The organism is Paenibacillus sp. Paensp111 (assembly GCF_059492195.1).
Genome location: NZ_CP168527.1, coordinates 3,700,001 through 3,712,123, shown reverse-complemented (window position 1 = coordinate 3,712,123; position 12,123 = coordinate 3,700,001). Strand labels below are relative to the sequence as shown.

Annotated in this window: 12 protein-coding genes (1 of these 12 running past the window's edge); 10 read left to right on the top strand and 2 right to left on the bottom strand. The window is 46.7% G+C overall.

Annotated elements, in window-relative coordinates:
* Positions 1–13: 13 nt before the first annotated feature.
* From truA to ACEN86_RS17465, 9 genes are all read left to right on the top strand, one after another.
* Positions 14–859: a tRNA pseudouridine(38-40) synthase TruA gene (truA, locus tag ACEN86_RS17505; protein ID WP_495631804.1), complete on the top strand. Its 846-nt coding sequence runs from the start codon at positions 14–16 to the stop codon at positions 857–859.
* Between the two features lie 66 nt (positions 860–925).
* Positions 926–1,261 (top strand): TFIIB-type zinc ribbon-containing protein, encoded by a 336-nt coding sequence (locus ACEN86_RS17500; RefSeq protein WP_495631803.1) that lies wholly within the window; start codon positions 926–928, stop codon positions 1,259–1,261.
* A gap of 267 nt (positions 1,262–1,528) precedes the next feature.
* Positions 1,529–1,966, top strand: a complete 438-nt coding sequence (rplM, locus tag ACEN86_RS17495) for a 50S ribosomal protein L13 (protein WP_251376308.1) — start codon at positions 1,529–1,531, stop codon at positions 1,964–1,966.
* A gap of 20 nt (positions 1,967–1,986) precedes the next feature.
* Entirely contained in the window at positions 1,987–2,379 is a 393-nt protein-coding gene (rpsI, locus tag ACEN86_RS17490; protein WP_068620356.1) for a 30S ribosomal protein S9, read from the top strand.
* Positions 2,380–2,635: 256 nt separating this feature from the next.
* Positions 2,636–5,986: a bifunctional 2',3'-cyclic-nucleotide 2'-phosphodiesterase/3'-nucleotidase gene (locus tag ACEN86_RS17485; RefSeq protein ID WP_495631802.1), complete on the top strand. Its 3,351-nt coding sequence runs from the start codon at positions 2,636–2,638 to the stop codon at positions 5,984–5,986.
* Between the two features lie 242 nt (positions 5,987–6,228).
* Positions 6,229–6,921: a phosphoadenylyl-sulfate reductase gene (locus ACEN86_RS17480; protein WP_495631801.1), complete on the top strand. Its 693-nt coding sequence runs from the start codon at positions 6,229–6,231 to the stop codon at positions 6,919–6,921.
* 18 nt (positions 6,922–6,939) lie between these two features.
* Positions 6,940–8,106, top strand: a complete 1,167-nt coding sequence (gene sat, locus ACEN86_RS17475; RefSeq protein WP_495631800.1) for a sulfate adenylyltransferase — start codon at positions 6,940–6,942, stop codon at positions 8,104–8,106.
* A 71-nt stretch (positions 8,107–8,177) separates the two neighbouring features.
* A complete protein-coding gene (gene cwlD / locus ACEN86_RS17470) occupies positions 8,178–8,948 on the top strand; it encodes an N-acetylmuramoyl-L-alanine amidase CwlD (RefSeq protein WP_495631799.1) in 771 nt (256 codons plus the stop codon).
* Between the two features lie 62 nt (positions 8,949–9,010).
* The gene (locus ACEN86_RS17465; protein WP_495631798.1) at positions 9,011–10,108 is read left to right on the top strand and encodes an Mrp/NBP35 family ATP-binding protein; all 1,098 of its coding nucleotides are present in this window, start codon (positions 9,011–9,013) and stop codon (positions 10,106–10,108) included.
* A gap of 33 nt (positions 10,109–10,141) precedes the next feature.
* Here the strand turns inward: ACEN86_RS17465 and gerD are convergent, their stop codons facing one another.
* Positions 10,142–10,963 carry a spore germination lipoprotein GerD gene (gene gerD / locus ACEN86_RS17460; protein ID WP_495631797.1) on the bottom strand — a complete coding sequence of 274 codons (822 nt, stop codon included), beginning with the start codon at positions 10,961–10,963 and terminating at the stop codon, positions 10,142–10,144.
* Positions 10,964–11,092: 129 nt separating this feature from the next.
* On the opposite strand from gerD, the gene ACEN86_RS17455 reads away from it, so the two are divergent.
* Positions 11,093–11,677, top strand: a complete 585-nt coding sequence (locus tag ACEN86_RS17455) for a KinB-signaling pathway activation protein (RefSeq protein ID WP_495631796.1) — start codon at positions 11,093–11,095, stop codon at positions 11,675–11,677.
* A gap of 135 nt (positions 11,678–11,812) precedes the next feature.
* On the opposite strand, the gene pdaB is transcribed toward ACEN86_RS17455, so the two are convergent.
* Positions 11,813–12,123: the final stretch of a polysaccharide deacetylase family sporulation protein PdaB gene (gene pdaB, locus ACEN86_RS17450; RefSeq protein WP_495631795.1), read on the bottom strand. Its footprint extends 496 nt past the window's final position; the window shows 311 of its 807 coding nt (coding positions 497–807); its start codon lies beyond the right edge, outside the window; its stop codon occupies positions 11,813–11,815.

The following is a 12,123-nucleotide window of genomic DNA, read 5'->3' as shown; positions in this document are numbered from 1 at the left end:
AGGAGGGACTTCGATGCGCAATCTCTGTATGACCGTCAGCTTTGACGGAACGAACTATTACGGCTTTCAATCACAACCCGATGGTAATACCATACAGGATCACTTGGAAGAGGCGATACGACAGCTTACCGGAGAAGAGATCAAAATTATCGGTTCGGGAAGAACGGATGCGGGTGTTCATGCTTACCGGCAGGTGTTTAACTTTCATACGCAATCAGCTATTCCTCTGGATCGCTGGTGTCTTGCCCTGAATGGCCGACTGCCCAAAGATATTGTTATTCTTGATGCTATAGAAGTGAAGCCGGGCTTTCACTCCCGGCATTCAGCTAAGCGTAAAACTTATCGGTACACCATCAACGCGAACCAGTACCCGCATGTATTCATACGTCATCTCCAGCTGCATCATCCAGGAATTCTGGATATTGATGCGATGAAAGAGGCATTGACCTACCTTGTGGGTACGTTTGACTATACTTCATTCGCTTCGCGTCACTCTACCAAGCAGAATCATGTGCGGACGATATACGAGGCCCATATCGAAGTGGATACATCTATGTGCCGCGAGGGTCATCCCAGAGATCAAGGGGTCATCGAGCTCTTCATCACCGGGAATGGATTCTTGCAGCATATGGTCCGGATTATTGTAGGTACGCTCCTTCAAGTGGGTGAAGGCAAGCGTAATCCGCTGGATATCCAGCGGATCTTGGAGGCTAGAGATCGCAGTGCCGCCGGTCCTACGGCAGAGGGGAAAGGCCTGATGCTTTGGAATGTAGAGTACAACTTTATGGAGGACAAGCCAGAGCCGCCTTCTTTTGCCTTGGATGAGGTGGAGGAGGATGCAGCTAATTCCCCTGAGTGAAACCTGGAGCCTGCCTTAGACGTATACAGAAGGATAGAAATGCGTCTACTCTAGGAGGGAATTCATATGCTTTGTCCGATTTGTGATCAAGTACAGCTTAGGGAAGTAGAGAAGAATGGGGTTCTAATCGATGTCTGTCCAAGCTGTAAAGGAGTCTGGCTCGACAGAGGAGAGCTGGATAAGCTGATGAGTCAGGTGAATGAGGCACGTCCCGCCTTTGATGAATGGTACGGTGAACGCGACCGGGAGCAGTACCGTAAACCTCATGAGAATGACTATAGATCTGACTACAGCAAAGACCGCCGTGACTCTCACTATCCTCAGAATGGCAACCATAAGAACTATGGACACCCTAAGAAGAAAAAGTCCGTTTTGGATGTATTCGGAGACTTATTCGATTAACCTGAATAATTTTGCTAAAACGCGCACTTTGTTTTGAAAAACTACTTGCTTAATAAAGTTGTATGCTGTAAAATAAAGTTTGTGTTTTCTTAACGGCTATCCCACAGCCCCCAATTAAGAAAACCGCCATAACAACGTTTTTTAGCTTTACTAACTACAACAACTAACAACGAACGAAGATATATATGATAGAATGATGAGCTTTACAGCTGAACATTTGTATCATAGAAACTTAGATTTCGGACGAGAATGAAGGAGGATCTTTTCATGCGTACCACCTATATGGCTAAGCCAAATGAAGTAGAGCGCAATTGGCACATTATTGATGCTGAAGGCAAAACATTGGGCCGTCTGGCAAGTGAAGCTGCTGCTCTTATTCGCGGCAAACACAAGCCACAATTCACACCTCACGTTGATTCTGGTGATTTCGTTATCGTAATCAACGCTGAGAAGATTCATTTGACAGGTAAGAAATTGGAGAATAAGAAATACTATCGTCACTCCCTGCACCCAGGTGGTTTGAAAGTGACAGTTGCTCAGGATCTCCTCAAGACTAAACCTGAACGCATGATTGAATCTGCTGTTCACGGCATGCTTCCTAAAACTCGCCAAGGTGAGAAAATGAAGCTGAGACTGAAAGCATACGCTGGCACTGAGCATCCACATGCAGCACAAAAACCTGAAGTTTACGAACTTCGCGGATAATTAAAAGGGAGGACAGTTTCATGGCACAAGTACAATACTATGGGACAGGTCGTCGTAAACATTCGGTAGCTCGTGTTCGCCTTGTACCGGGTGAAGGACGCATTGTCATCAATAAACGTGATATCAATGAATATTTCGGTTTGGAAACACTTAAACTTATCGTTAAACAACCTCTGAACCTGACTGAAACACTGACTAACTATGATGTAATCGTTATTGCACATGGTGGCGGTATTTCCGGTCAAGCGGGTGCGATCCGTCATGGTATCTCCCGTGCTCTGCTTAAAGCAGACCCTGAGTTCCGTCCAGCTTTGAAAAAAGCAGGATTCTTGACTCGTGACCCACGTATGAAAGAGCGTAAGAAATACGGTCTCAAAGCCGCTCGTCGCGCTCCACAGTTCTCGAAACGTTAATCAACAGCAAAGCCCTTGGCCATTCGGTCAAGGGCTTTTTTGTTCTCTGCAGATAAACCGTATATTTATATTTAATGCCGCTGATTTTAACAAAACAGTGGTTTTTTTGTCGTCGATTAAATGATTTACTTATTTTTACTTACATAACCACTTTAATAAACAATAAAAGAGAACCTAGCTAACATACAAAAATTAAATTAATAATAAGGGATAACTCCCCCAAGTAACAGTAACCTAGAAGGGTGGATAACAAGGAATGGAATTCAATTTTCGAAAAGGATTCAGGAAGGCAGCAACCAGTACGCTTGCTGTCTGTGTATTATCAACTCAGTTTCTAGCAGGACAGATGCATGCGGCGGCTGCCTCCAATGCAGGAGTATCGTCAACTGAGCAGACATCATCTGCGGCCCTCCTTTCAGCTAATCAAGACCCGACTAACACCCCAACCGCGGACACTACTCCTGTAGATAACACTGATCTTAAGTTAAGGATCATGGAAACAACCGATATTCATACGAATTTAATGTCATACGATTATTATAAGGACCAGGTTTCACCTACAGTAGGGTTGGTCAAGACCGCTAGCTTAGTGAAGCAGGCGCGTGAAGAAGTGAAGAATACCCTCCTTGTCGACAATGGTGACTTGATTCAGGGAACTCCACTTGGAACCTATATGGCCAAGATCGATCAGCTAAAAGGCGAGAATGCGGTTCACCCTGTGTACAAAGCCATGAATGTGATGGGCTACGATATCGCCACTTTTGGTAATCATGAATTCAATTATGGCCTTGATTTCCTGGACAAGTCCATTCAAGGGGCAAGCTTCCCTTATGTGAATGCCAATGTATACGTCGATGACCATGACAATAATCCCGACAATGATAAGAACAACTTTACTCCATACAAAATTTTGGACAAGACCTATATTGATGAGAATGGTAATACCCAGACTGTTAAAGTAGGGGTGCTTGGTCTAGTTACCCCACAGATTATGGATTGGGATAAAGGCAACCTTGAAGGGAAAGTAACAACCAAGGATATTGTAGCTACCGCCGAGAAATTTGTTCCACAAATGAAAGCGGAAGGAGCCGATATTGTCATCGCGCTGACCCATTCCGGTTTTGATGCAAATGCAGAGGCGAACACGATGGCTGAGAATGCCATCCTTCCTTTGAGCAAAGTGAAAGGGATCGATGCCATTACTTTCTCTCATACCCATAAGGTATTCCCTACAGGCGACAACAAATCGCTTGATGTTATTTTTAAAGATGCTAATGGCAATCCAGTTGCTGGTGTCGATAATGTAAAAGGTACCATTAATGGTGTAGCTGCTGTGCAGGCGGGTTACGGCGGTGCTGAACTAGGTATCATTGATCTAACGCTGACGAAAGATGGAGAAGGACACTGGAAAGTATCCAACTCTCAATCTTCTAACAGAGAAATCTATGACAAAGTAAATAAGAAGCCTTTGGTAGACGCTGATCCTGCCGTTGAGAATGCAGTTAAGGCTGAGCATGAAGCTACGATTCAATACGCGAATGGACCGATTGGAGAGACGTCGGCGCCAATTTATAGTTATTTCGCATTGGTGAAAGATGACCCATCCGTACAAATCGTGACCAAAGCCCAAGAATGGTTCGTTAAGAACTATATTGCTAAAAATGCCCCTCAGTATAAGGACCTGCCGGTCTTATCGGTAGGAGCTCCTTTTAAGGCAGGGAGAAATGGTCCGGCGGAATACACAGATATCGCTAAAGGCCCCATTGCCATTAAGAGTGCCAGCGATCTGTATTTGTACGATAACACGTTGAAAGCTGTTAAAATCAAAGGCTCCACGGTAAAAGAATGGCTTGAAATGTCGGCGGGAATGTTCAATCAGATCGACCCAGCCAAGACAGAAGAACAGTCACTCCTTAATCCTAAATTTGCGGTATTTAACTTTGATGTTATTGATGGTGTGACTTATCAGGTTGATGTAACCAAGCCTGCTAAATACAACGCAGATGGCACCGTAAATAACGCAAACTCAAGTCGTATTGTGAATTTGCAATACAATGGCAAGCCTATCGATCCTAATCAGGAATTCATCGTGGTGACGAACAATTATCGTGCAGGCGGCGGTGGTAACTTCCCTGGCTTAAAGGGTGCGGAGCTGGTTGTTGACTCAGCTGATGAGAACCGGCAAATTCTGATGAACTATATCACCGAGCAGAAGGACATTAACCCAAGTGCAGATAACAACTGGTCGATCCTCCCGGTGAATAACAAGGTGAACGTTACTTTTACAACTTCTCCGGAAGCGGTGAAGTATCTGGGTAACTACTCTGATATCAAATATACGAACAAAACAGATGATAAAGGATTTGGAGTCTACTCACTTTCTCTGGCTGGAGGAAACACACCCCCAGCAAACCCGGGTACTCCTAATAATGGCGGAAGCACGCCTACTACACCAAGCACTGATACAACAACGCCTAAGCCGAATCAAACTCCAATCTCGGTGGTCATCAAGCCAACAGATCTGCCTAAGCCACAGAATGGAGTGCTCAGTGTCAATGTCAGCATTCCTCAGAACCAAACTAGCACAGAAGTCCTGCTGCCAGGAAATCTAGGCCAGCTTGCCGGAGATAGCCCAGTCCAGCTTAATTGGGGAACGGCCTCGCTAACGATTCCCAAAGAAGTTGTGGATAGTCTGTCGAAGCTAATTCCGTCAGATAAGCAGAATGATTCGCAGATCTCCTTGCAGGTTAATCAGCTTTCCTCTGAGCAGGCCAGCCAAATCTCATCAGCAAATAGCACCAACGGGGGAACAGTGCAGCCAGCGAGTCCAATTCTGGAACTAACCCTTTCCGCTAAGGACAGCAGTGGGAAGACAACCAAGCTGGATCAATTCACGAAGCCGGTTGTATTGAACTTTCAGGTAACGGGACAAGCGAACCAAGCTCTGCTTGGGGTGTATTACATCCCGGACACTGGAAGCATGCAATATGTAGGCGGGAAGCTATCCGGTAATACGATGACAGCGGAAGTTACCCACTTCAGTAAATATGGAGTATTTGCTTTCGATAAATCCTATAGTGATGTGTCAGCGGGCCACTGGGCTAGCCAGGTCATCAAGGAACTTACGGCCAAGCACGTAGTGAATGGGGTTACCGATACAAGCTTTGCCCCGGAACAAGAGATCACCCGGGCCGAGTTCGCGGCCATGCTGGTCAGACAGCTGAACCTGAAGGCTGCCAAGCCGGTTCAGTTGGATGATGTAAGCCAAGGCAGCTGGTATGCGGATGCCATTGCGGCTGCTTACAGCAACGGTCTGGTTAACGGCATCAGCCAGACTCAGTTTGGTCCTGACAAGAAGATTACACGGGAAGAAATGAGCGTAATGATTGTCAAAGCTTATAACATGACCTCGGGTAAGAACAATGGCACTGGAACGGCTTCCTTCCAGGATAGCAAGGACATCAGCACTTGGGCACAGGATTACGTGGGTATTGCTGTGAAGGAAGGACTGCTTAAGGGACGTTCAACAGATATTTTCGCACCTAAAAAGCAGGCTACCCGTGCAGAGGCTTCCCAAGTGCTCTATAACTTGATTCACAAAATGTAAGTTCCTTTGCCCGGAATTTACTGTGGATTTAATGGACACCTTCCTGAGTCGGCCCCTACGACTTAGGAGGTGTCTATTTTTTTGACAGACTTGAGTCCAATTCTTATGGATTTATATTCGAATTCGCGCTAAGCCATTGACATCAAATCCAAGTGTTTTATACTATTAACAGTAATTCTTATTCGTTTAGTTGGACTTTATCGCTTTAGATCTTTATTACAACAAATTTGGGGGAATACAATATGAACTTGATGGAGAAAGAAGAACTGGTCAAGATCAAAGCAGAAGAGCTGGAAACAGCTACTCCGCAAGAGATTATCGCTTGGGCTGTTGAGACTTTTCCTAATATCACTTTTGCCTGCAGCTTTGGTGCAGAAGACGTAGTTATTGTGGATATGCTGCGCAAGATCAGCACTACAGCGGATATTTTTTATTTGGATACAGACTTCCACTTCAAAGAAACTTATGAGACACGTGACAAGATGGCTGAGAAGTATAACATCGATTTTGTACGTGTATCACCGAAATTGACACCTGAAGAGCAGGCTGCTCAGCATGGAGAGCAACTATGGCTGAGTGATCCGAATGCTTGCTGTAATATCCGTAAAGTAGAACCGCTAACCCGCGTTCTGTCCGGTTATGATGCATGGATCACAGGAATTCGTCGTGACCAAGCGCCTACACGCGCTAATGCCAAGAAAGTGGAATATGACTATAAATTTGGCTTGATCAAATTCAATCCTATTGCTGACTGGACCACAGAAGATGTATGGAATTACATCCGTGAGAATAACGTTGCCTATAACCCGCTTCATGATCAGAACTATCCAAGTATCGGATGCGAATATTGTACACGTGCTGTAATGCCGGGTGAAGATCCGCGTGCAGGCCGCTGGTCTAACTCCGAGAAGACAGAATGTGGACTTCATAAATAATAGACAGGAGCGAATGATATGACAGCCATTTTGCCGCATGGAGGCACCCTCGTACAACGTGTTGTAGAGGGGGACGAACGGGACAAGCTTTTACAGACTGCTAAGGAGCTTAAATCTCTGACGATCAGCTCTTGGGCTATATCTGATCTGGATCTGATTGGAGTGGGAGCCTTCTCTCCACTGACCGGATTCCTAAATGAAGAAGACTATAAGTCAGTTGTAAATCGTATGCGTCTTGCAGACGGAACGGTGTGGAGTATTCCGATTACTCTGGCAGTCGAGGAAGCCGATGCTGCGTCACTTTCGGTTGGGGACAAGGTTGCCTTAATCGGTGAGGACGGAATTACCTACGGTTTGATTGATGTCGAGAGCATTTATCAGGTAGATCAAGCTGAAGAGGCCAGAAACGTTTTCAAGACCGATGATCTGGAACACCCAGGAGTCAAGAAGCTGTTCGAGAAGTCTTCGACTTACGTGGGCGGGCCGATTCAAGTCCTGAACCGTCCAAAGCCGGCTAAATTTGAAGAGTTCTATTTCACTCCTTCCGAGACACGCCAAATCTTTGCCGACAAGGGCTGGAGAACGGTTGTTGGCTTCCAGACCCGTAACCCGGTTCACCGTGCTCATGAGTACATTCAGAAGAGTGCGATGGAAATTGTGGATGGTCTGTTCCTGAACCCGCTTGTGGGCGAGACCAAATCCGATGACGTACCGGCTAACGTACGGATGAAGAGCTACTTGGTTCTTCTTGAGAATTATTATCCTAAAGACAGAGCATTCCTTGGAGTATTCCCGGCTGCTATGCGTTATGCTGGACCTCGTGAAGCGATCTTCCATGCCATGGTTCGTAAAAACTATGGATGTACGCACTTCATCGTTGGCCGCGACCATGCTGGTGTAGGGGATTACTACGGAACCTACGAAGCTCAGCAGATCTTCTCCAATTTTACTGCTGATGAGCTAGGGATTTCCCCGTTGTTCTTCGAGCACAGCTTCTTCTGCACAACCTGCGGGAATATGGCTTCAAGCAAGACCTGCCCGCATCCGAAAGAAGATCATATGACCCTCTCGGGTACGAAAGTACGCGGACTTCTGCGTGAAGGGATTTGCCCGCCACCAGAGTTTACACGTCCTGAAGTAGCCCAGGTACTCATTGAAGGTATGAAAGAACACGTGAATTCCTAAGGTTATATTTGTCCACCTCGTCCCATATAGATGATTAGAATCATTTATGGGTGCGGAGGTGGACTTTTTTGATGAGACGAGAGAAGGATCAGGTTACGGTCTGGATACAGCTGAGTCACATTAAGCGAGCCCTGATTGGACTTGCTCTGCTGGCAGTAATAATTGGAATAGCTGCTTATGAGGTGCCTTCCTCGAAGGTGTGGAACTATTGGGGACTTCCGCTGGCGGGTCAGGTTATCGCTCTGGATGCCGGACATGGCGGAGTAGATGGGGGAGCGGTGAGCAAGCAGGGATTGATCGAGAAGGATATTAACCTCGCTGTAGCGCTCTATTTGCGTGACTATCTGCAGCAGGCCGGGGCTATAGTGGTCATGACCAGAGAAGAAGACAAGGACCTCGCGGATCCAGGCACCAAAGGGTATAAGAAGCGGAAGAGCGAAGATCTTCAGCAGCGGCTTCGTTTTATCAAGGAGAAGGAAGCCAAAATGTTCGTCAGCATCCATATGAACAGCTTTCCCTCGGACAGGTGGAGTGGAGCTCAGACGTTCTTTCCGGATAAACAGGCAGAGAGCGGAACACTGGCCGATTTCGTTCAGCAGGAACTCAGAAGGAATTTGGAGAACACCGATCGGGTAGCTAAGAGTGCGGATCATATTTATATCCTGCAGTCACTGAAGATTCCTTCCATACTTGTCGAGGTAGGCTTCTTGTCGCATCCGGTGGAGTCCAAGCTGCTGGCAGAGCAGGAGTATCAGCGTAAAGTAGCTGCATCTATTTATAAGGGCATTCTCAGATATAGTTCAGGCGAGAAAACGAGCTCTTCCGCAGGAGGCGCCTCATAGTGGTATAATGGACTGGGTATGACTAGGACATATATCTCTGAAATAAAGTCGAGGTGCTGATATTGTTATCAAGAGAACAAGTACAGGAATCACTGCGTACCGTTATGGAGCCTGCAACAAAGAGAAGCTTAGTCGAATTGCAGTGGATCCGGGATATTATGGTGAAAGAAGCCCGCGTCTCGCTGACTGTAGTGTGTGTTAAAGCAGATGAGGAGACAAAGTCCGCACTGGAGCATGAGATCAAGGATCGGCTCGCTGCAGCTGAAGTTCATGATGTGCACATCCGGTTCAGAGAAGCTTCAGAACATGAGAGACAAGAAGCAGGCATGCAGCAGCCTGAATCCTCCTCTGAACGCTATAAAGGACGCGGGGAGGGCCTTGAGGATCTGCCGCTGCTTGATCCGGCTTCCAAGGTGAGCTTTATTGCCATAGCCAGTGGTAAAGGCGGAGTAGGGAAGTCAACCGTTACCGTCAATCTGGCCGTAGCTCTTGCCCGCAAGGGGAAGAAGGTGGGCTTGATTGATGCCGATATATACGGCTTCAGTATTCCTGATATGATGGGAATTGAAGAGTCTCCTGTAGTACTGGACGGAGCAATTAAACCGGTTGAACGATTTGGCGTTAAAGTCATGTCCATGGGTTTCTTCATCCAGGAGAATAGTCCAGTAATTTGGCGTGGACCTATGCTTGGGAAAATGCTTCGCCAGTTCTTAACCGACGTGAAGTGGGGAGAACTAGATTACCTGCTTCTTGATCTACCGCCAGGTACCGGTGATATTGCTCTGGATGTGCATCAGATGCTGCCACAGAGCCGTGAGGTTATTGTTACGACCCCTCATGCTACCGCAGCGTTTGTAGCTGCGCGGGCAGGAGCCATGGCTGTACAGACGAAGCACGAAGTGCTGGGAGTAGTGGAGAATATGGCCTATTATGAATGCTCGGGCTGCGGAAAGCGCGATTATATATTTGGGCGTGGCGGAGGAGCCAAGCTAGCGGAGAATCTTCACAGCGAACTGCTTGCCCAAATCCCGCTTGGAGCGCCGGATAACCATATTTCGGAAGCGGACTACTCGCCTTCTGTATACAAAGAGAACAGCAATGTTGGACAAATCTACGCAGACATAGCAGCTCAAGTCATCCAAAAATGCGGACAAGACTGACCCTTTGGGCCAGTCTTGTTTTTTTGTGACGATTTAGCCACCGCCACCGCCACCACTTTTACTGCTGCTGCCCCCGCCGTTGCTTTGTTTGGACTGATTATCTCCCTGTCCTCCCTGCCCGCCTTGTCCTTGCTCACCGCCCTGCTCTTTCTCAATTTTAGGTATTAACTGCTCCTGAACTACAGTTTTTAATAAGTCCATAACCTCCATTTTGAAAAGAGGACTCTGCATGGACTCCTGCATGACAGTCATGGACTGCTTTCGGTAATCCGGTGTCTTCATAAGGTCGAGGAACATTTTCGAAATTTCCGGGGACTTCATAATATCACTGATCGATTTCTGGTAGGTCGGATCTTTAATCAGCTGCATGTGGAGCTGCTTGCTCTGTGAATTAATGACCTTAGCGAAATCACCGGCAAATTTCGGATCAGTCATAATTTTCTCGATTTCTTTCTTATATTCTGGGGAGGTAATCGTATCCTTCACCGCAGTTCGAACCTGGTCTGCTGTCTGAGGCGCGAGGAGCATTTTAATTCCCATACTTCCTCCTCCAGAGCCTGAGCCTCCGCCACCGCCACCGCCAGAGGAACCGGAATCGCCAGACCCTGATTCTCCGCCGCCTCCGCTTCCCCCGCTTTCACCGCTGCTTGAGCCTTGGCTGCCAGAGCTTAGCGCCTCCATAATTGCTTTTTTGCCATCATCCGTCTTGAGAATATCCAGAACCATCGTTTTGGTGTCTTTATAGCCCCCACCTTGGGAAGAAGAGGAGGACCCTTGGTCTGAACCGCATGCTGTGAGCGGGAGAATAATCATACATACAATACACAATAATGGGCGGGACTTCGTCCATTTCATGGTTCCTTGCCTCCTTCTAAGCATCATTGTGGGTAGTATGTGAACGTCAAAAAGGAATTATGTCGGTAAAGGAATGGTTTTTTATCATAAACGTTGGTAAAATAAATCGAAGTGGGGGGCGAAGCGACATTGAACTTAAAAAGATGGCTTTATTTATTTTGGACAACGCTTGCATTAGGTGCGGGTTGTGCACTGATTGCGGGAGAAATTCTTAAACTTAGTCAGGGTACAGGATTTAAGAATACAGCAGACTTTTTTATTTATATGGGAATACTTATAGGTGTAGGGATCATGGTCAGTGTCTACTCACAAATGGGCTTTTTCGCCTATTTGATGATGAACTATATGGGGACTGGAGTGTTCTCCAGGAGAACGTGGCAGTATATTCAGCTTGTGCTTACTGCACTGGCTTTGCTTGAACTGATGTTCTTCCGTATCTTTGTTAGCGGCGAGTCAGGGGATAACAGAGATATCACTTTGGGCGTGATCATCCTACTGGTGGGCGCAGTGATCTCTTATTTTAAAGTCAAGGCTACGAACTCGAATGCCTGGATTCCGACCCTGTTTTTTATGATTGCCGGGACCATTGTTGAAATGGTGGGTGTACTCAAAATCCAGGTGAATTTTGCTACAACATTAATTCTGGTTCCTTTGATTGCTTGTAATGCTTATCAAATCCTGCTTTTACATAAGTTAGTGAAGAAGAGTGCTTAAGGCACCTGTATCCGGAAAGCTCGGCACTCTTGCCGGGCTTTTGTGTATGAATAGGAGCTCCGAATAACAGGCTGAAATACAAAGAGACCCTCCGTTAGAACGGGGGTCTTAAGGTCTTAACCGAGATATTCAGAACTAAAGTCCGGCCGCTGTATCCACCTGCTGATCTACCCAAGCCTGATCCCGGACTTCAGAGCCTTTGGCGCTCGATTGATTAAGCAGTTCAGATACGGTAACGAACTCATACCCTTTTTTGCGAAGCTCATCAATGATAACGGGCAGTGCTTCATGGGTCTGCTTGCTTGAATCGCTGGCGTGAAGCAGCACAATATCCCCAGGATGAGACTTTGTAACTACCCGGTTCACAATCGTGTCAACGCCGTTATTCATCCAGTCTTGAGAATCGGTATCCCACTGGATAACTTTATAACCCAGCTCGTCAGCCA